Raw genomic sequence first — 19,199 nt, 5'->3', positions numbered from 1 at the left:
AACGACGGGGCCGAGGTGGGCCGCTGATCAGTGGATCAGCAGGACTTGGGCGGGTGAGCCAGGGACATGAAGTGCCCCGACCACACGTAGTGCCCTCCGGGCGCGAGGTCTTGGATCGCGTACCAGATGTGCCCGGAGGGCCCCTTCGCCTGGCACCAGACCCGGACCTTTCCGCCGGCCTGAACGGTGCCCAACCTCTTGGAAGAACTGCTGGGCTTCGCGTAGACGGGGGCCTTGGTGTACGCCATCAACTCCATACCCTGGGAGGCCGAGGCGCGGGTCTCCGCGTGGCCATCCGCCTGGGCCACGGGCGACAGCGTCGCTGCCAGCGCGAGCCCCGCCGCCCCTACCGCCGCTCTCCGTGCGAACGTGCTCATGAACATGCTCCCTGAAGGTCCGAATCGGTCATCGGTCTGTGCGCAGGCGGGTCCTCGCGGGCCGGATGTTCCCCCCCCTGACGCCGCGAACACCCGCGACCTTCACTCTGCTTCGCCCCGGATCCGCCGGCATCGACGCGCAGCATGACCGGGCAGTCACCGGGGGGAGGGGCGACCGCGCCCGATTCCGTCGCAGGGAGGTGGCGGCCATGGAAGAGGCGTGGTAGAGGAACGGCCACGCAGCGGGCCGGTGCGCGTGACCGGTCGCGGCGCACCCCGCCGTCCCCCCTCCCCCTGGCCGGAAACGGGTCTCGTCGTGGTGTAGTCCATTGACAGGCGCGAAGGCAGCGGCTGTCATATGGGCCTGTCGGGGTCCCGTACGCACGCCTGGGGACTTCCGCGCCCGGGGATGGGAACGTTGCCATCCTGCACGACCCCACCGATGACCGGCCGCGACACCGTCCGCCTACCGCTCCCGCATCCACCGGCCCCCAACCGCCCACGTACGGCCACGCGCACCTGATGTGCCCTCGTGGCCAGGGCTGCGGCAGGCCCCGCCCCGTCCTCCCGGCGCACCGCGGGCGCCCGACTCCGGCTCGGCCGGGACCGCCGGCCCCGGGCCGCCGCGCCGCGCGCCGACACTCGCCCCGCCCGCCCACCGACGTGACCGGCCCGGCCCCGCCTCCCCGCCTCCCCGCCTCCCCGCCTCCCCGCCTCCCACCACACATTCGACGGAGGAGCTTTTTTGCGCAAGGCTTTGAGCACTCTGGCGGCCACGATCGCCGTGGTCGCCGCCCTACTGGCGCTGGTCCCCTCGCAAACGGACGCCCGGCCCCGGGCGAGGACGGCCACGGGCACGACACTCGACGACGCCGCGCCGGCCGCGGCCACCGCGGGCGCCCACACGGTGACGTTCGTCAACAGCACCGGCAAGAAGATCTGGGTCGGCAGCGCCGTCAACGCCGACGGTTCCAAGAACTTCGGGTCGTTGCCGGTCCTGGAGCCCGGGCGGTCGGCGACGGTCACCGTCCCGGAGGACGCGGCCCCCGGCCACTGGCGCGGCAAGTTCTTCGCCCGCATGGGGTGCAGCGGCGAGTCCGGCAGCAGCTTCCACTGCGAGCTGGGCGACTGCGGCGTCTTCGCCGACCACTGCGCGCCGAACACCGGTGAACAGCCCGTCAGCCTCGCCGAGTTCAACTTCGACCGCGGCGACGGCCTGGCGCCTTGGTACAACGTGAGCTACGTCAACGCCTTCTCCGTGCCGATCACGATCACGCCCACCGAGGTGTCCGGCTCCGGTGGCGGCTGCGGCGAGGTGGGCTGCGCCGAGGACCTGCTGCCGAAGTGCCCCGCCGCCGACCTGACGCGGTGGGACGACGGCACACCGAAGGTGTGCACCAGCCCGAACCGCGATGCCAAGACCCCCTACAGCGACATGATCACCACCAACTGCCCGAAGGCGTACGGCTGGTCGGGCCAGGACCAGGAGCCGGGCAACCAGGTCGTGCAGCAGTGCAGCCGGTGCGGCGGCTTCACCGTCGAATTCCACCGCGGCGCCTGAACAGACGGGAACGCACCATGCGCAGAAGAAGCATCCTCACCGCCGCGCTGGCGGCCCCGCTCGCGCTCTCGGCCGCCGGCCGCGCCGCGGCGGTCCCGGCCCCGGACGGCACCCCGGCGACGGCCACCGACCGGATCACGGTTCCGCACGCCGCCAACGTGAAGAAGAAGGGCATCAGCGCCTGGAACTTCCCCGGCGACGCCCAGGACCTCGCCGATTCCCGGTCCGGCTGGTTCTACACCTGGTCCTCGGGCCGGTCCGGGATCGCCGCACCCAACGGCGTCGAGTTCGTCCCGATGATCTGGGGGCCGCGCTCGGTGACCGACGACGAGCTGAACCAGGCCAAGCGGCAGGGCACGACCCTGCTCGGCTTCAACGAGCCCGACCATCCGGGGCAGGCGACCATGCCCGTGCAGCAAGCGCTCGACCTGTGGCCCCGGTTGCAGTCGACGGGCCTGCGGCTCGGCGCGCCCGCGGTGGCCACCGGCGCGGACACCGCAGGCAGCTGGCTCGACCAGTTCCTCCAGGGCGCCGCCGGCCGCGGCCTCAAGGTCGATTTCGTGCCCGTCCACTGGTACGGCGCCGACTTCAACGCCGCCAACGCCACCGGCCAGTTGCGCGGCTACCTCCAGGCCGCCTACAACCGCCACCACAAGCCGCTCTGGCTCACCGAGTACGCCCTGATCGACTTCTCGTCCGGCACACCGCGGTATCCGACGCAGGAGCAACAGGCGGCCTTCGTACAGCAGTCGACGGCCATGCTCCAGGGCCTGCCGTTCGTCGAGCGGTATGCCTGGTTCACGCTCTCCACCAGCCGCGGCGACGGCACCGGACTGTACAACGGCACGACCGCCACGCAGGTGGGCGCCGCCTACCGCGCCGCGGGCTGAGCCGCAGCCCTCCCCCGCATTCCCGCTCCGGAAAGGCAGCAACCATGGCCCGCGCACTCCCCCTTGCCCGCCTGGCCGTCGGCGCCACCGCCCTCGCCGCGCTGGTCGTGGCGGCGCCGCCCAGCTCCGCCGCGCCGCGCGCCGACACCTGCTGGGCGACGCACTACGGCCCCATCCCGCCCGGCTCCTACACCGCCAGCGGCGAAATCTTCGACAACAACGCCGACACCGCGGCGACCTCCCTCTCCCGCAACCCGCAACTCCCCTTCAACACCCGGGTGAAGGTCACCAACAACGCGAACGGCGCCTCCCTCGTCGTCCGCATCAACGACCGCGGCACCTTCACCCAGACCCCGCAGGAACCCAAGTGCCTCGACCTCACCGACGGCGCCTTCCAACGCCTCGGCGGCGTCATCGACCCCGACCAGGGCCACATCGAGGTGACGGAGGAGGTGCTGCCGTAGGGGCCCCACCACCGACGCCGGCGCGGCCGGCCAAGAACGACCGCGCCGGCATCGGCCTGCCAACCTCCACGCAGACAAGACCGACCACTCAGCCGAGCACCGGAGGTGGCTGGGCGACCGCGACGTCATACACGCGCTAAGCGTGGGTGAATTCGCACAGCCATCGCGCGTCGGGATCGCCTACCACGTAGTAGAGGTGCAGGGAGCCCCCCTCCCTCTTGACGCTCATCGCCCAGGTGTAGGTAACTGGGCTGCTTTTGCGGTCCTGGGGGACGGAAGGGGAACCGCCGAGCTCAGCTAGCCCGGCTTTCGCGGCACGCGACTCCCCGTTCCTGATCGTCACCTGCACGTTTGGGCCTTCGGCGACGGTGCGGCCCCCGTTGTAGGTTTCGAGGACCCGCCAACTCCCTTTGCCGGAAAGGCTCCAACGATCATCGAAATCCATTTCCTGGCCTCGAAGTTTCACCGCCGTGAGGATCCCTGTGCCGCTGAGGGTGAGACGGGCCCCTTCGGGGCCGCGCCACTCCCCTGCAAGTTCCTTTGTCTTGAAGTGAGGTGCCGGCGGCAGTGGTTCATATGCCGCCGCACACGAAGTCGCGGGAAAGGCGAATAGCGCCAGCCCTAAGGCGAGGAGTCTTCTGTTGCGCATGGCAGTCGGCTCAGGCTTCCGCTCTTGTCGTTGGTATGCGAGAGGGCGTCAGTTGCTGTCGAGTGGGTGTCTCATCTTGACCTGGTCCCACCCCGCACTGCAGACGCGGACCAGATGTTGCGGACGAGGAGCAGGACACTCAGGACGAGGCGCAGGCCATCACCCTCCGGCCGACGGAACGAAACCGCAGGTCAACACACCCGCCGCCGCGGACGCAAGGTCACCGAGGGCAGTTCAGGTGCCGGCAGTCGGTCGCCGTCGTAGCCGTGCACCTCGCCGAAACGGGTACCCGCCATCCAGTCCGCGCGGGCCTGGACGATGTCGTCATGGGACCGGCCGATGAAATTCCACCACATGACGATCTCCTCCTCGAAGGGCTCACCGCCGAGGAGGATCGCGCGGGCGGGCTCCTCCGTGGCGTTCGTCAGCGTGAGGCTGTCGATGCCCGGGTGGACGTAGCCCAACTCGGCTTGCTTCAGCGGGGTTTCGGCCATGCGGACGGAACCGGTGTCGACGAGGAGGCCGTGCTCGAAGGTCGGGTCCAGGTCGAGCGTGATCGTGGCGTGCGGCGCAAGGAGGACCTCGGCGCCGAGGAGGGGCGTGAAGGTCCGCACCGGGGACTGGGCGCCGGCCAGCGAACCGAGGAAGACCTTGAGCTCGGCTCCTGGGAGGCGTACGGGATCGGGGACGTAGTGCTGGAAGTCGCGGTCGGTGTGGCGGTGTTGCTCGGGTAGCGCCACCCACAGTTGCACGCCGTGCAGGACGGTGGTCCGCGGGGTGGAGACCTCGGAGTGGGCGATGCCGTATCCGCCGGTCATCAGGTTCAGTTCGCCGGGGCGTACGAAGGCGTGGCTGCCGAGGCTGTCACGGTGCTCGATCTCGCCGCGAAACAGCCAGCTCACCGTCTGCAACCCGGTGTGCGGGTGGGGTGCGACGTCCATGCCGCCGGTGGCGGCGACGTCGTCCGGTCCGTAGTGGTCGGCGAAGCACCACGCCCCGATCAGGGTCCTGGCCCGCTGCGGCAGCGTGCGCCGCACGGTCATCGCACGCGGCCCGCCCAGGGGCACCGCCCGCGAGGAGAGGATCTCGACCCGCGGCGCGTCGGCGCTCCGCGCACCGTCCACCGGCGCATCGCAGCGCACCTCGGTCGGTTCCGCCTCGACATTGCTCACGGCGCACACCACCTTTCACTCACCCAGCAAGATAGTTCAATTTGAAAATACTGGACGCCTGCGCGAGCGTCCGCAAGCACCGCATTACCGCACACCAACGCCGATTCGCGCATGCACACCGTCGCCGCGCATCACCCTCCGTCGCCAAACAGCGCCACCCCACACCGCCCGACACCGCCTCCACAGTCGCCCGATCGACTGCGGAATACCCCTCGCCCCGGATTTTGTTTATGATTCAACCAACCGCGAAAGGGGCCCTCCCTCCGGCCACAGGCACCCGCCCTCAGGCCCGAGCCACAGGCCCCGGACCGCCCGCACCAGCCAGAAAGGACCGCCGCACCATGGCTTCGACCCTCGACATCCGTCGCGCCGACGAGCGCTTCCACACCCGGGCCGGGTGGCTGGAATCCCACCACTCCTTCTCGTTCTCCCGCCACTGGAACCCCGACAACACCCACTTCGGGCTGCTGCTGGTCTCCAACGACGACATCGTCGCGCCGGGTACCGGCTTCGACACCCATCCGCACCGCGACATGGAGATCGTCACCTGGGTGCTCGACGGCAGCCTCGTCCACCAGGACTCCGAGGGGCACAACGGCGTGATCTACCCGGGTCTGGCCCAGCGGATGAGCGCCGGTACCGGCATCCTGCACAGCGAGAAGAACGACTCGTGGACCCTGACCGGCCAGCCCGAGCACCGGGACCCGGTCCACTTCCTCCAGATGTGGGTGATCCCCGACGAGGCCGGTATCCGTCCCGGTTACGAGCAGCTCGACATCAACGACGAGCTCGCTCGCGGGGGCTGGACCACCCTGGCCTCCGGCATGCCTCAGCACGCCGACCAGCGGGCGATCGGCATCCGCCAGAAGCACGCCGCCCTGCACGTCAGCCGTGTCCGTCCCGGTGAGACGCTCCAGCTGGTCACCGCTCCGTTCGCGCACCTCTTCGTCGCCCGGGGCAGCGTCGAGCTGGAAGGTGCCGGGCATCTGGCCACGGGCGACGCGGCGCGCGTCACCCGCGCCGAGGGCCAGCGCATCACCGCCAGGCCGGAGGGCGCGGAGGTCCTGATGTGGGAGATGACCGCCGCGGTCTCGATGAAGTGAGTGAGCGGCGTGGTGAGTAAGGGCGCCGCGACGGCCGGCCCCGGCCGCTGAGCGATCCGGGGCCGGCCGGGACGGGGCGGGCGGGGTGAGACGGGCCGGCCGGGCGTCGAACTGTTGCGGTCCGCCTGCGCCGCCACCAGCACCACCGGCTGGGAGATCCCGTCGGGCGGACGAGTGGGAAGAACCCGTGGGGAGAACAGGCCTTCCACAGCCGTGATTTCGGGGTCGAAGGCCACATGGGTGGCGCTCGCGGGTGGGCGTGCCCGGGCGCCGGTTGTCGCGCCGGGGCGGGCGAGTAGATTCGTGGTCGTGCGAGCAGTGGTGATCGACGGCAGGGGCGCGTTCGGGCTTGAGCGGCGCGCTGATCCGGTGGTGGGGCCCGGTCTGGTGGCGGTGCGGGTCCGCGCCGCGGGGCTCAACGCGGCTGATCTTCAGCAGGCCCGGGGGGACTATCCGGCGCCGCCGGGCTGGCCGGACGACATCCCGGGGCTGGAAGTCGCCGGTGAGGTCGAGCAGATCGGCGCGGGGGTCACGGGAGTGGGCGTCGGCGACCGGGTCATGGCCCTCGTGGGTGGCGGTGGCCATGCCGAGAGGATCGTGGTGCCTGCCGACTTGCTGCTTCCGGTGCCTGCGGGGTTGTCCTGGCAGGAGGCGGCGGGGTTCCCGGAGGCGTTCAGCACCGCCTGGGACGCGCTGGTGGTCCAAGCCGGGGTGCGCGCCGGGGATCGGGTGCTGATCACCGGAGCCGCGGGCGGGGTCGGTACGGCCATGGTGCAGGTGGCCGCCGTTTCCGGCGCCCAGGTCGTGGCCAGTGTGCGCCGGCCCGAACTGCACGACCGCGTCAGGGGACTTGCCCCTGCCGGCAGCGGCGTCGAGGTGGTGGTCCCCGGTCAGGAGGGCGGACGGGCGCCGTACGACGTCGTCGTCGAACTGGTCGGCGGGGAGGACTGCCTGCGGCGCGTTGCGCTCCTGCGCACTCGGGGGAAGATCCTCGTTGTGGGGGTCCAGGGCGGGACGGTGGCCCCCTTGCGCATGTTCGACCTGATGCTGGCGCGCGCCCAACTGATCGGCACCACCATTCGAGGCCGCTCCCCCGCGGAGAAGGCGCTCCTGGCGGCCACCGTGCGGACGCGCGTCGTCCCGCTGCTGGCCGAGGGCCGGCTGCGGGTGCCCGTCGACTCGGCTTTCCCACTGGACCGTTACTCCGACGCCTACGCCCGGCTGGCCGGCCCGGGGAAGTTCGGCAAGGTCGTCATGCTGCCCTGAGCGCACCGCATCGGGCCGTTGCCGGGCCCGGTCCGACCCGGTCCGACCCGGCCCGATCCGATCCGATCCGCGGCGGATCCGCATCCGCGTCCGCATCCGGCCGAGCGCATGCCCAGCACGGGCGGACCGACCGAACGGGGCCCAGGAAGTGGCCGGTTGCCAGGCATGCGGGTGCGGGCGTGGCCGTCAGGAGTCGAAGCGGTGGCGGGCGGCCTCGATGTGTGTGAGGTAGCGGTGGGCCCAGTCCCACATGCCGTCGACTGTCGCGCACAGGGCTCGCCCCTCAGTCACTCGCTCCGGAGCGCCGCGCCACGACTCGCCATTCCGCAATCCCGTCCAACTCCCTTTGCTTTCCTTAGAGTTGATGGATGAATCAAGACGAGGGCAAGCGGATTCGGATCAGCAGAAGTTGATGGATAGCGCGCGCTGCCCGGGCCGGTGCGGTGACGGCGGGACTGGCGTTGTTCGCCGTGTCTGTCGCCCCGGTCGGGTCGGCCGTGGCCGTGGGGCGGGGCGGCGCGTCGATCAGTGCGGCTGCGAGTATGACCGTTCCGTCGCGACCGGCCTCCGAAGAGGACGCGCGGACGCGCGGGCTGGTGTCCGTCACCCCGCCCGGCGGCCCGCGCTACGGTGGCCGCGGCCTCGGAGACGGGCGGTGGGGATATGGCCGCCCCGGGATGTATGCCGTCCGGTACGGATACGGAAGAGGTGCCCGGTGGGCGCAGAGCCGCAAGGGGAGCAGGAGGTGCCGTTCGCGCGGACGAAGGTGCGGGTGGCCTGCCTGGTGTTCTGCGGGGACGAGGTGGCGCTGCTCCGCCGGCGGCGGCCGCGGGGTGACCAGTACTCGGTGCCCGGTGGCAACGTCGAGCGGGGCGAGGACCTGTTGCACGCGCTGCGCAGGGAGCTGCGCGAGGAGCTCGACCTCGACCTGGACCTCGGTCCGCAGGAGGTGTCCGAGCCCGAACTGTGGTGGGTGCAGGACCAGTTGGTGAGCAGGCCCGGGCCGACCGCGCCGCCCCGCAAGCTGCATTTCGTCTTCCGGGTCCGGGTGAGCGCCGGGGTCCGTGCGGGGCTGGCCACGGTGGAGCGGGACGAGTTGCCGGACGGCAGCTATGAGGAGGGCGAGACCGTCTGGGTCGACTACCGGTCGACGGCCGGGCTTGCGCTGTATCCGGCCGTGGGTGGTGCGCTGGCGGCGTTGCCCGGTCCGGAGGGGCCGGTGGGGAGCGTGCTGCTGCCGGCGCTCAATGACCGCACCTATCGGTGGGTGTGAGGGGCCGGCCCCGAGCCTCGGCAGCCACCTCGCCTGGACATTTCACACCCCTCATGTGTTAAGAAAGCGTCAATAAACGTCAAAAGAACGCGTTGAGGAGTGAAGGACACGTGACGGGGCGAGAGCTGCCCGAGGAGTTTCTGGACGGGTATGCGGAGGTTCTCGCCGATGTCGCGCGGACCGGGCGGCGGCTGAACCGCGAGGAACTCCAGGCACGGCGGGTCGCCGGGGAACGCGCCGCCGAGGCGGGGCACAGCCTGCGGGTGCTGGTCAACGCGCACCTCACGGTGGCCCGGGCGGCCTGGCCGCGGTCCGCCTCGGCGCCGGCCGACAGCGCCCTGGCGGCGCTCGCCCAGGCCGTGGACGCGCTGGCCGGCGGCTATGAGCGGGCGCAGCACCTCGCGGTGCGCCAGGAGGAGGCCGCGCGCCGGGAGTTCATCGACGATCTGCTCTTCGGGGGCAGCGATCTGGGGCGGCTGGCGGAGCGCGCGGAGCGTTTCGGGCTGCGGCTCTCGCACGCCCACGCGGTGGCGGTGGCCGAGGGTTCGCAGGCGTACGCGGAGGCGGATCCGGTGGCCCGGCGGGTGCAGCAGGCGCTGGTGGGGCGGTTCGGGGACCGGCAGTTGCTGCTCACCACGAAGGAGGGCCGGCTGATCTGCATCGCCCCGGGCGATGCGACCGAGGTGCTGGAGTGCTTCGTACGGGAGGCGCAGCAGGCCACCGGCGGGGTGCGGGTGGCGGTGGGCCGGACGCACGGCGGCGCCGGGGGCATCGTGCAGTCCTACGAAGAGGCGCTGAACGCACTGGAGTTGGCCGAGCGGATGGGGCTCGGCGACCCCGTGCTGTACGCGGCCGATCTGCTGGTCTATCCGGTCCTGACCCGGGACCGGGAGGCCATGGCCGACCTGGTGCGCAGCGCGCTGGGGCCGCTGCGGACGGCCCGGGGCGGGGCCGGGCCGCTGCTGGAGACGCTGGCGGTGTACTTCGACTCGGGGTGCATAGCGGCGGAGGCGGCGCGGCGGCTGTCGTTGAGCGTGCGGGCGCTGACGTACCGGCTGGCGCGGGTGCACCAGCTGACGGGGGCCGATCCGTCCGATCCGGTGCACCGGTACACCCTGCACACCGCCGTGATCGGCGCCCGGCTGCTGGACTGGCCCGCCCAGGAGTTGTGACCGCGGCGGTGGCCGGGGCGGTCAGTGGAGGATGCCCAGGACGATGAGGGTGAGGCCGGCCAGGGCGGCGAGACCGGTGCCGATGCCGTAGCCGAGCATCCGGTGCCCCTCGGAACGCAGCAGTTCCTCCTCGGACCTGGCCGAGAGGACGAAGACGCCGCCCTCGGCGGGTGCGCCCACGGCGAGGAGGCCGCTGGCGTCGCTGGCCTCGCCGTGGACGTAGGCGCGGCTGCCGGGGCGGACGATCCACTCCTCGCGCCGGTAGCCGATGGTCCCGTTGCCGCCGCCGAGGTCGAGGCTGAGCGGGCCGATCGCGAGGCGGTTGCCGCTGCCGGTGTGCGGTTCGAAGCGGTCCAGGACCTTCTCCGCGCCGATGAAGTTCTCGCTGCCGGGGCGGATCACCATCCGGCCGGTGCCGTCCTCGACGAAGAACGCGGTGACGCTGGAGTTCTCGGAGACCACCTCGGTGCGGGTGCGGCGCTTGCGGTTGCCGCTGCCGTCCCGGTAGCGCTCCTCGTACCTGCGGGTGATCTTGTGCTTGTGCCAGACGCACTCCGCGCCCTCCAACTCCGAGCGGAGCGCGCCGTTCTTGTGCGGGAGCGCCTGGCCGGCCACCTCGCAGCGGTAGCGGAAGTGCCCGGGGCCGGCGGCCTCCTCGGCGGCCCCGTGCAGTGCCTTGAGCTCCCGGACCGGGAGGGTTTCGGTGCGCTCCATCGCACGGGCCCGGACGTTCGCCATACGCGCGAGGAAAGCACAGCAGGCCGCGACGACCAGTCCGACCAAACCCACCCAGATCACGACAGTGTCCCTCCGTCCCGTCCCTACTCGACCGCGCGACCCTACCTGGGACCGTCCAGGGGTGGGCAAGCGCGGGGCGGCGGCCTCCTAGGATCTCCGCGTGCTCACCTCCATGTTGTGGTTCGCCGGGGTCGCCGCGCTCATCAACGTCACCCCGGGGCTGGACACCATGCTCGTCCTGCGCACCTCCGTGGCGCACGGCCGGACGGGCGGACGGGCCGCCGCGCTGGGCATCCTGGCCGGGTGCTTGGCGTGGGGCGTGGCCACCGCCATCGGGCTGACCGCACTGCTGACCGCGTCCCGTCCGGCCTTCGACGTGCTGCGCATCGGCGGGGCGATCTACCTGGTGTGGCTGGGTGGTTCGGCGCTGTGGCAGGCCCGGCGGCAGCGCACGGCGGAGGGTGCGGCGGCAGGCTCGGGCGGGGTCGAGGACGCCGCCCCGGTGCCGGCGGGGAGCGCCCGGCAGGGGCGGCGGGCCGCCTTCCGGGCCGGGGTCGGCACCAATCTGCTCAACCCGAAGGCGGGCATCTTCTATATGAGTCTGATCCCGCAGTTCATCCCGCACGGCACCCCGGTGTTCGGCGCCACGTTGCTGCTCACCGCGGTCGATGTGCTCGAACTGGCGCTGTGGTACTGGGTGGTGTGCCTCGCCGCCTCCGCCCTGGGCGAGCGGTTCCGGCGGCCGGCCGTCCGGCGCCGCCTGGAGCAGATCAGCGGCATCACGTTCCTGGGATTCGCCGCAAACCTGCTCCTCGCGGAACGGGCCTAGGGCGACCGCGGCGGATCGGACCACCACCGGCGACGCCAACTCACGTGATTCCCGGAGATCTTGGCTGCGGGACGCGCCGAGCACGTCCTGGCCCAGGGCCGGTCTCCCGGCCCCGTGGCCGCGGTGGCGCATGCTACGGTTTTACCGTGCGGTCAAAAAATCGAGCAAGCGGTAAGCAGGAGCTGACCTTCGTCGAGGCGGCGCGGCGTGCGCAGTTGGTGGACTGTGCGATCGCGGCCATCGCGGACGTGGGGTTGCACCGGGCGTCGCTGGCCGAGATCGCGCGGCGGGCGGGGATCACCAAGCAGGCGATCTTCTACCACTTCGCCACCCGCGAGGAGTTGATCCATGAGGTCCTCGCCGTCGCCACCAGGCAAGGGGCGGAGTTCATGGCCGAGCGGTCGCGCCGCCGGCCCACGCCCGCGGACGAGTTGCGGGCGTACATCGAGGCCAATGTGGAGTACATCGGCAGTCATCGCGACCGGGTCAAGGCGCTGGTGGCGATCGCGATGAACTTCACCGACGAGGACGGCCGCTCCCGGCTGCTGCCGCTCGACGCGTCGGTCTACGGCGACAGCCTCGCCCCCTTGCAGGATATTCTCCAACGCGGCCAGGAGCAGGGCCAGTTCGGCGTCTTCAACATCCGCACCACGGCCATGTCGATCCGCGCGGCCATCGATGCGATCGGACCGCAGCTCAACGCGATTCCCGACCTCGATCTGGACGGCTACGCCCGCGATCTGGTGGAGCTGTTCGACCGCGCCACGACGAGGGGGCGGGCCTGAGGCCCGCTCCTCGGCAACACCGGGCAGGAAGAAAAGGGGGAGTCAGCAGTGAACGGATCAAGTCCACGCGTCGTCCTGGTCACTGGCGGCGCGCAGGGAATCGGGGCCGCGCTCGTCCGTCGCTTCGCGGCGGCCGGAGACCGGGTGGTGATCGCCGACACCGATGCCGACGAGGGCACGCGCCTCGCCGAGGCGACCGGCGGCCTGTTCGTCCGCACCGACGTCGCGCGGCTGGACCACAACCGCGCCGCCGTGGCAGCCGCCGCGGAGCGCTTCGGCGGTCTGGACGTGGTGTGCCTCAACGCCGGTATGTCCGGCGGCACTTCGCTCGGTGACGACTTCGACCCCGAGCGATACCGCCAGGGCATGAGCGTCAACCTCGACGGCGTCGTCTACGGGGCCAACGCGGCGCTGCCGCAGCTCAAGGCCCGCGGCGGCGGAGCGATCGTCATCACCTCCAGCCTTGCCGGTGTGCAGCCGTCGGCCGACGTGTACTACTCGGCGGCCAAACACGCCCTGATCGGCCTGACCCGCTCCCTGGCGCTCCTCACGCACCAGGACGGCATCACCGTCAACGCCGTGTGTCCCGGCTTCGTCGACACCCGCCTTGTCGCACCGCACCGCGACGCGGTGGCCGCCCTCGGGCTGGCCATCACCGACGCCGACCACGTGGCACGGGCCGTCGAGATCGTCCTGAGCGCCGGGGACACCGGGCGCGCCTGGCAGGTGCAGGCCGGTCAGCCCGTCGCGCCCCTCGACTTCCCCGACGTCAGCGCCAGTCGACTCGACGGATGACGCGCGGGCACGGTGCCACCCGTCTCGGTCTCACCCCGGGGATATGAGCCGCGCCCGGCCGGACCGCTCGCGGTAAGCGGTGGTCCGGTCGGGCGCGGGTGGTGCGGGCGCTGTGCGCGCGGGCGGTCGGCCGGTTCAGGCCGTGCCCTGCTCCTTGCGACGGCGGAGGGCGAAGACGGTGCCGGTGGCGCCGGCCGCGACCGCGGCGGCGGCGATGCCGACGGGCAGCACGGGGAAGCCGGAGTCACCGTCGACGGCCGCGGTGTTCTGCATCGCGGGGCCGGGGGTGATGCTGGTGTGGACCGGCTTGACCGGGCGGATCGGGCCGACGGACTTCACCGAACCGTCGGCGTTGAGCAGCACCTGCTTGTTGTTGGGGTGCCGGAAGTCGAACATCGGGCTCAGCGAGCCGGCGCGGGCGTCGAAGGAGGCGTCGCCGATCCGGCCGAGGTGCCAGTTGTCCTCAATGAACTTGATGATCGAGGTCTGCTCGGTGGCGGTGTGGTCGATGTGGTTGGTCTTGCTGTACGGGGAGATGACCAGCAGCGGCTGGCGGGTGCCCGGGCCGCAGCGGTCCTGGTAGCCGCCGGCGGCCGCCGGGCCGGACTGGCAGGCCGGGTTGTCGGTGGACTTGCCGTTGGACCCGGTGGAGGTGTCCTTGGAGCCGTTGCGCGGCTTGGCGAAGACGTGGTCGTACCAGCCGTCGGAGTCGTCGTAGGCGACGACGACGGCGGTGTCCTTCCACTGCGGCGACTGCTGGATGCGGTTGATCTGGTCGACGAGGAAGTGCTGTTCGTCGATCGGGTCGGAGTTGCCGGCGTGGCCGTCCTGGTAGGCGGGGGCCTTGAGGAAGCTGACGGCCGGCAGCTTGCCGGCGCGCAGTGCGGCGTCGAAGTCGGTCAGGTCGTAGTTGTGGTTGGCCTGGCCGGCGTGGCCGACCTCGTCGACGCTCTTGGGCGGCAGGTGGTGCGGGTTGGCCGTGGACTTGTAGTACTGGAACGGGGCGTGGTGCGGGCTGTAGTCGACGACCGCCGCTCCCCCGACGTTGGCATGGGTGGTGCCGCTGCACTTGGCGTAGTGGCCCTGCCGGCCGTCCCAGGCGGCGCTGGGGCGGAAGCCGCCCTGGAACCAACCCCAGCTGATCTTGCGGTCGTTGAGCAGGTCGCCGATGTTGCGGCCCTGCATCGCGGCGAGCGCGTTCTTGCTGGTGTGGTCCTTGCCGGAGCAGTCGTCGTAGGCCGGGTCCGGGTCGTTGATCATCGTGCCGACGCCCTTGGCGTCGGGCGACTGGACGGCGTAACCGTCGGGCTTGTCGGTCTGCTTGGGGTTCTCGGTGCCCGAGGCCGGGTCGGTGGAGATCACGCCGTGGGTGTTGCCGGACGCCAGGTTGATGGCGCCGGGTGTGGAGGGGCCGTAGACCGAGCCGAAGGAGCGGTCGTTGAGGGCGTAGTGCTGGGCGTAGTTCCACAGGCCGGTGACGGTGTTGCCGTCGTAGTAGTCCATCACCAGGCCGGGCTCGCCGAAGAGGCCGCCGGAGCACTTGCCGGAGTCGGTGTTCTGGACGAACTTGTCGGCCTTGCCCGCGTTGTAGGCGTACTGCTCGGGGCCGTACTCGTGGTTCTGGTCGCAGGTCACGGCCTGCTCCGGGGTGAGCCGCTTGGGGAGGTACTGGTTGGGGTTGTGCTTGAGCAGCCCGGCGGTGCGCAGGTTGTCGATGTCGTGCGGGGTCTTCGGGGACGGGGTGAACTTCGTCCCGTCGGTGTTGGCGGCCTTGGGATACGTGGCGAAGTAGTGGTCGAACGAGATGTTCTCGTCGAAGATGACGACCACGTGCTTGATCGGGGTGGCGGGACCGGCGGAGCCGGGGTGCGGGCCGCCGGCGGCCAGGGCGGGCGCTCCCCCGCCCAACGCGGCGAGCGCCACGGCGCCGGTGACGGCCCCCAGGGTCCGTATCACTCTCGTCTTTCCCCTCATGGCCATCTGGTTCTCATCCTCCGGGCGGTTCGCGGGTGCTCCGTTCGACCGGATGTTCTGCCGGGCGGACGGCGGCGGGGCAGAGCCATGATGACGTGCGGGTGAACACCGGGTCAGGTATCCGAGGACAAAACTTGACCGTCTGTTGACTCTTGGGTTCCGGCTCGCTCGCGCCTCCGTTGTACGTGAGCGGCCGGCGCACCGCCAAGCGACACGGCCCCAACTACGGTGCGAGGAGGGCCCGTCCGTACCAGTCGTCCCGGTCCCGCACGCCCGGCAGCGCGAAGAAGTAGCCGCCACCGAACGGCGTGACGTAGTCGACCAGCGGCTCTCCCTCGAGCCGGCGCTGGACGGTCTCGAACTGCCGGGCCAGGTCCTGCTGGTAGCAGCAGAAGAGCAGGCCCATGTCGAGGTTGCCGTTGGCGTCCATCCCGCGGTCGTAGTTGTAGGCGCGGCGCAGCAGGCGCTGGTCCGTGGTGTCGGAGGTGCGGGGGTCGGCCTTGCGGATGTGGCTGTCCAGGGGGATGACGTCGCCCTTGGGATCGCCGGGGTAGTCGGGCGCGTCGTGCTCGTCGTTGCCGTCGAGCGGGGCGCCGCTCTCCCGGGCGCGGCCGAACATCCGCTCCTGTTCGGTCAGCGAGACCCGGTCCCAGAACTCCACCAGCATCCGGATCAGGCGGACGACCTGGTAGCTGCCGCCGACCGCCCAGTCCGGCTCGCCCATGCCCCGATCGACCCACACCAGGCGCTTCATCTCGCGGGCCGACGCGGGGTCGGGGTTGGCGGTGCCGTCCTTGAAGCCGAAGAGGTTGCGGGGGGTGCCGGTGGGGCGGGGCGGGCTGGCGAAGCCGTCCAGCCGCCAGCGGACCTGGAGGGCGCCGCGGGTGTGGCGGGTGAGGTCGCGCAGTGCGTGCAGCACGGTGTCGGTGTCGTCGGCGCACAGTTGGAGGCTGAGGTCGCCGTGGCACCAGTCGGGCTGGAGGTCGTCGTCGGGGAAGGCCGGCATGGCGGCCAGGCGGCGCGGTGCGCGGGAGTGCAGCCCGAACCGGTCGTCGAAGAGGGAGGCGCCGACGCCGAGGGTGACCGCCAGGGCGCCGGGCGGGAGTTGGGGGCCGAGGATGCCGGAGTCGGCGGGCGGGCCGGTGATGCCGAGCGGCTCGGGGGTGCCCCCGCCGGTCAGCAGGCGGGCCCGCTCGGTAAGAGTGCGCAGCAGGTCGGCGAGGTCGCGGCGGCCCTCGGCGGTGACGTCGCAGGCGACGTAGGCGGTGACCCGGCGGGGCGGGGTGAGGACGGCGGCCTGGTGGGGGCCGTGGAAGGGGACGGCGGGCGCGGCGCCGCCGAGTTGTCCGGTGCCGGCCAGCGAGGGCTGCGGGGCGGGCGCGGCGGCGCCGCCGGCCGCGAGTCCGGCGCCGGCCAGTGCCGCGCCGCGCAGGAAGCCGCGCCGGCCGACGCGGGACCGCCGCGGGCCTTGCCTTCCGTCGTCGTTGCCGTCGTCGTTGCCGTGGGTGTCGTGCCCGGCCTTGCTCACACCGTCCTCCGCGGATCGCACAGGGTGGCCACCGAGGCCAGCCGTTCCACCAGGTCGCCCACCGCCGCGTTGGTCCGCTGCCGTTCGGGGCGGCTCAGGCCGTCGAGCGGGGTCCAGCGGCCGTCCCGCCGGAAGCCGTCGAGCAGCCGCGCGGTGCGGTCCAACTCCGCTTCCAGACGGGGGAGTTCCGGGTAGCGCGGGGCGAGCAGGGGGCGCAGGCGGGAGAGTACCGCGCGGGTGCCGTCGAGGTTGGCGCGGGCGGTGGCGAGGTTGCTGGCGCTGCCGTAGTCGGTGCGGGCGGTCAGCTCGAACTGCGCGGTGTTCTCCAGGATCTCGTGGGCGCGCAGGCCGAGCGCCGCGGGGTCCATCCGGGCCTGGGCCCAGTCCTCGCGCAGGGCGCGCACCGCGTCGGTGAGGGCGGCGGACGGGGCCCGCAGCCCGCCGGCGGACTCGCCGTGCCACAGGCCGTATTCGATGCGGTGGAAGCCGGTGAACGCGGGGTCGTGGACGCCGCGCGCCAGTCCGGCGGTGGTGCGGTTGATCTTCTTGTCCGCGTCGCCGAACGCGCCGTAGGCGGCGCCCAGTCGCTCGTAGGTCAGGTGGGCGGGCAGCCAGGCGGAGCGGGCCGCGGCCAGGTCGCCGTCGTCGACGGCGGTGCGCAGGGCGTCGGTTCGGTGGACGAGGTCGTCCAGGCCGCCCGCGACCCACTTCTGGTAGTCGATCGCCGGGCCGATCAGGTCGTGCTGGGTGATCGGCGCGGCGGCCGGACCGCCGCGGCCGCCGCCGGTGAGGCGGACGGTGGGCCCGGTGACCGCGTTGGCGTCGTCGGGCAGGCAGGTGAAGGCGTACGCGCCCGGGCCGAGGCGGACCTGCAAGTGGCGGGTGGTGCCGGGCCCTATGCCCTCCACCTCGCCGTAGACCGGTCCGCCGTCGGCGCCGCGGAGGTAGACCTCGGCGGCATGGCTGGAGCTGTTGCGGAGGTCGAAGACCTGGAGGCCGGGGCGGGGGTGGAGCCAGCCGCGGCCGCAGGCGCCCGGGTCGATCTCGACGGTGGTGTGCGGGAGCCCGTCCGCGGTGGCCGTCTCCGGCCCGGCGCCGGTGGTGAGGGCGACGGCGGTGACCGCGCCGGCCACGAGCAGCGCGCCGCCGGGGCCCCAGACGCGCGGCGACCGCAGCCGCCGCAGGCCGGCTCGTGGCACGGGGCCTCCTGGTGTCGTTCGGTAGCGGCGTCTGCGGGGGCGGAGCGACCCGCGGTCCCTCCCACCTCCGCACATGCTAGGCGGACGCGGCGCCTCCGAACATCCTTCCGGTGCACCGGACACCGAGAGTTTCCCCTGGTTTCACCGTCCCGTGGGGCGGTGGCGACGACCGGCGGGCGGAGATCCGGCCGGCCTCCGGCGATTGATGGCTCCGCCCAGTGAACCCACCCTCCCCCTCGACCGTCTACAGTCCTGTAGACATTCGCTGACCAGGAACGTGCGCCACCATGCGCCGGAAGGGCACCACATGACGATCGGACAGCCGAACGGCACGGCGGTGGCGGCACCACAGGCCCGCGGACGATACCGCGGCGCCGCTCCGGGCCTGAGCAAGGTCCCCGAAGTCACGGCGCTGTTCTGGGTGGTGAAGATCCTCACCACCGGCATGGGCGAGACCGCCTCGGACTACCTGGGCCGGACGCTCGGGCCGATACCCGCCGGCGCCCTGGGGTTCGCCGGCTTCGCCGTCCTGTTGGCGGCCCAGTTCCGCGCGCCCCGCTACCGGGCCGCGCTCTACTGGTCGGCGATCGTCATGGTGAGTGTCTTCGGCACGATGGCCGCCGACGTCGTCCATGTCATCCTCGGCGTCCCGTACCTGGTCTCGACGATCGCCTTCGCGGTGGCGCTGGCCGTCATCCTGACCGCCTGGTACGCGAGCGAGGGCACGCTCTCCATCCACAGCGTCCGCACCCGCCGCCGGGAGACGTTCTACTGGGCCACCGTGCTGACCACCTTCGCCCTGGGCACCGCCGTCGGCGACCTCACCGCGGGCACCCTGCACCTCGGCTACCTGACCGCGGGCCTGGTCTTCGGCGCCCTCATCCTGGTGCCCGCGCTCGCCGGCCGGTTCCTCGGCCTCGGCGCGGTCGCCGCGTTCTGGGGCGCCTACGTCCTGACCCGCCCGCTCGGGGCCTCCTTCGCCGACTGGATGGGCGTCCCGGCCGCCCGCGGCGGCCTCGGCTGGGGCACCGGACCGGTCACACTGACCCTGACCGTGCCCATCGCCCTGCTCATCGGCTACCTGGCGGTGAGCGGCAAGGACACCCCAAAGGACGCGGCGGACGTCCCGCGGCGCGTCGCCTAGTTCCGGAAACACGTCCGCGATGTCCCGCCCGCCGGGCGGTGTCCGGTGCGCACGCCCGTCGCACCGGACACCGCCCGCCCCGTCCTCCGGGCGGACGGCGGGACTTGGCGACCGCGCCCGCAGGTCCGCCGTCGCCTACCCTTGGCCGGTGGATCACGGGTGGGCGGTATGTCGACATGAACTGCCTGAAGCGGAGAGCGAGTTCGTCCGCCCGCCGCTCCTCCTGCCCAACGGACGCACCAGCACCTCGCCCGAGGCCGCGCAGCGTCCGCACACGGAG

At 72.0% G+C, this 19,199-nt stretch carries 17 protein-coding genes; 11 read left to right on the top strand and 6 right to left on the bottom strand.

Features of this window, described 5'->3' with window-relative positions:
• Positions 1-35: 35 nt before the first annotated feature.
• Positions 36-377 carry an SH3 domain-containing protein gene (locus ACIQE0_RS14500; RefSeq protein WP_402331705.1) on the bottom strand — a complete coding sequence of 114 codons (342 nt, stop codon included), beginning with the start codon at positions 375-377 and terminating at the stop codon, positions 36-38.
• A 745-nt stretch (positions 378-1,122) separates the two neighbouring features.
• Here ACIQE0_RS14500 and ACIQE0_RS14495 point away from each other — a divergent pair.
• The 3 genes from ACIQE0_RS14495 to ACIQE0_RS14485 are packed head-to-tail and all read left to right on the top strand — an operon-like array spanning position 1,123 to position 3,292.
• Entirely contained in the window at positions 1,123-1,938 is an 816-nt protein-coding gene (locus ACIQE0_RS14495) for a thaumatin family protein (protein WP_402331702.1), read from the top strand.
• A 17-nt stretch (positions 1,939-1,955) separates the two neighbouring features.
• Positions 1,956-2,828: a glycoside hydrolase family protein gene (locus ACIQE0_RS14490; protein WP_402331699.1), complete on the top strand. Its 873-nt coding sequence runs from the start codon at positions 1,956-1,958 to the stop codon at positions 2,826-2,828.
• Between the two features lie 44 nt (positions 2,829-2,872).
• Positions 2,873-3,292, top strand: coding sequence for a septal ring lytic transglycosylase RlpA family protein (locus ACIQE0_RS14485; protein ID WP_366329082.1), 420 nt, complete (start codon positions 2,873-2,875; stop codon positions 3,290-3,292).
• A gap of 840 nt (positions 3,293-4,132) precedes the next feature.
• Here the strand turns inward: ACIQE0_RS14485 and ACIQE0_RS14480 are convergent.
• Positions 4,133-5,113 (bottom strand): pirin family protein, encoded by a 981-nt coding sequence (locus ACIQE0_RS14480; RefSeq protein WP_402331696.1) that lies wholly within the window; start codon positions 5,111-5,113, stop codon positions 4,133-4,135.
• A gap of 341 nt (positions 5,114-5,454) precedes the next feature.
• Between ACIQE0_RS14480 and ACIQE0_RS14475 the strand changes: the two genes are divergently transcribed.
• The 4 genes from ACIQE0_RS14475 to ACIQE0_RS14460 all read left to right on the top strand — a co-directional run bounded on the left by ACIQE0_RS14475 (position 5,455) and on the right by ACIQE0_RS14460 (position 9,927).
• A complete protein-coding gene (locus ACIQE0_RS14475) occupies positions 5,455-6,216 on the top strand; it encodes a pirin family protein (RefSeq protein WP_402331693.1) in 762 nt (253 codons plus the stop codon).
• A 309-nt stretch (positions 6,217-6,525) separates the two neighbouring features.
• Positions 6,526-7,482 carry an alcohol dehydrogenase catalytic domain-containing protein gene (locus ACIQE0_RS14470; RefSeq protein ID WP_402331690.1) on the top strand — a complete coding sequence of 319 codons (957 nt, stop codon included), beginning with the start codon at positions 6,526-6,528 and terminating at the stop codon, positions 7,480-7,482.
• A 715-nt stretch (positions 7,483-8,197) separates the two neighbouring features.
• Entirely contained in the window at positions 8,198-8,755 is a 558-nt protein-coding gene (locus ACIQE0_RS14465) for an NUDIX hydrolase (RefSeq protein ID WP_402331687.1), read from the top strand.
• Between the two features lie 110 nt (positions 8,756-8,865).
• Positions 8,866-9,927 carry a PucR family transcriptional regulator gene (locus ACIQE0_RS14460; protein ID WP_402331684.1) on the top strand — a complete coding sequence of 354 codons (1,062 nt, stop codon included), beginning with the start codon at positions 8,866-8,868 and terminating at the stop codon, positions 9,925-9,927.
• Positions 9,928-9,948: 21 nt separating this feature from the next.
• On the opposite strand, the gene ACIQE0_RS14455 is transcribed toward ACIQE0_RS14460, so the two are convergent.
• The gene (locus tag ACIQE0_RS14455) at positions 9,949-10,665 is read right to left on the bottom strand and encodes an E3 ubiquitin ligase family protein (RefSeq protein ID WP_366329094.1); all 717 of its coding nucleotides are present in this window, start codon (positions 10,663-10,665) and stop codon (positions 9,949-9,951) included.
• A 160-nt stretch (positions 10,666-10,825) separates the two neighbouring features.
• Between ACIQE0_RS14455 and ACIQE0_RS14450 the strand changes: the two genes are divergently transcribed.
• The 3 genes from ACIQE0_RS14450 to ACIQE0_RS14440 all read left to right on the top strand — a co-directional run bounded on the left by ACIQE0_RS14450 (position 10,826) and on the right by ACIQE0_RS14440 (position 13,074).
• Complete coding sequence (locus tag ACIQE0_RS14450; protein WP_402331681.1) at positions 10,826-11,494, top strand: LysE family translocator; 669 nt, start codon at positions 10,826-10,828, stop codon at positions 11,492-11,494.
• A 146-nt stretch (positions 11,495-11,640) separates the two neighbouring features.
• Positions 11,641-12,279, top strand: coding sequence for a TetR/AcrR family transcriptional regulator (locus ACIQE0_RS14445; protein ID WP_402331679.1), 639 nt, complete (start codon positions 11,641-11,643; stop codon positions 12,277-12,279).
• Between the two features lie 48 nt (positions 12,280-12,327).
• Positions 12,328-13,074, top strand: coding sequence for an SDR family NAD(P)-dependent oxidoreductase (locus ACIQE0_RS14440; protein ID WP_402331676.1), 747 nt, complete (start codon positions 12,328-12,330; stop codon positions 13,072-13,074).
• A gap of 135 nt (positions 13,075-13,209) precedes the next feature.
• Here ACIQE0_RS14440 and ACIQE0_RS14435 read toward each other — a convergent pair whose 3' ends face one another.
• From ACIQE0_RS14435 to ACIQE0_RS14425, 3 genes are all read right to left on the bottom strand, one after another.
• Complete coding sequence (locus ACIQE0_RS14435; RefSeq protein ID WP_402331674.1) at positions 13,210-15,054, bottom strand: phospholipase C; 1,845 nt, start codon at positions 15,052-15,054, stop codon at positions 13,210-13,212.
• A 217-nt stretch (positions 15,055-15,271) separates the two neighbouring features.
• Positions 15,272-16,576, bottom strand: coding sequence for an iron uptake transporter deferrochelatase/peroxidase subunit (gene efeB, locus ACIQE0_RS14430; RefSeq protein ID WP_402331671.1), 1,305 nt, complete (start codon positions 16,574-16,576; stop codon positions 15,272-15,274).
• Positions 16,573-17,775 carry an EfeM/EfeO family lipoprotein gene (locus ACIQE0_RS14425; RefSeq protein WP_402331668.1) on the bottom strand — a complete coding sequence of 401 codons (1,203 nt, stop codon included), beginning with the start codon at positions 17,773-17,775 and terminating at the stop codon, positions 16,573-16,575. The genes efeB and ACIQE0_RS14425 overlap by 4 nt, the downstream gene beginning before the upstream one ends.
• 307 nt (positions 17,776-18,082) lie before the next feature.
• Here ACIQE0_RS14425 and ACIQE0_RS14420 point away from each other — a divergent pair, with 307 nt between their 5' ends.
• Positions 18,083-18,919, top strand: a complete 837-nt coding sequence (locus tag ACIQE0_RS14420; protein WP_402331666.1) for a hypothetical protein — start codon at positions 18,083-18,085, stop codon at positions 18,917-18,919.
• Positions 18,920-19,199: the final 280 nt, after the last annotated feature.

Origin of the sequence: Streptomyces sp. NPDC093097 (assembly GCF_044754325.1) — a bacterium.
Classification (GTDB): domain Bacteria; phylum Actinomycetota; class Actinomycetes; order Streptomycetales; family Streptomycetaceae; genus Streptomyces.
Note: the sequence above shows the minus strand (reverse complement) of the source record. Positions and strands in the feature narration are given on the sequence as shown.

Coding starts and splice junctions, on each gene's coding strand:
- ACIQE0_RS14490 (WP_402331699.1), top strand. CDS start 1,956: ATGCGCAGAAGAAGCATCCTCACCGCCGCGCTGGCGGCCCCGCTCGCG.
- ACIQE0_RS14420 (WP_402331666.1), top strand. CDS start 18,083: ATGACGATCGGACAGCCGAACGGCACGGCGGTGGCGGCACCACAGGCC.
- ACIQE0_RS14485 (WP_366329082.1), top strand. CDS start 2,873: ATGGCCCGCGCACTCCCCCTTGCCCGCCTGGCCGTCGGCGCCACCGCC.
- ACIQE0_RS14435 (WP_402331674.1), bottom strand. CDS start 15,054: ATGGCCATGAGGGGAAAGACGAGAGTGATACGGACCCTGGGGGCCGTC.
- ACIQE0_RS14455 (WP_366329094.1), bottom strand. CDS start 10,665: ATGGCGAACGTCCGGGCCCGTGCGATGGAGCGCACCGAAACCCTCCCG.
- ACIQE0_RS14475 (WP_402331693.1), top strand. CDS start 5,455: ATGGCTTCGACCCTCGACATCCGTCGCGCCGACGAGCGCTTCCACACC.
- ACIQE0_RS14500 (WP_402331705.1), bottom strand. CDS start 377: ATGAGCACGTTCGCACGGAGAGCGGCGGTAGGGGCGGCGGGGCTCGCG.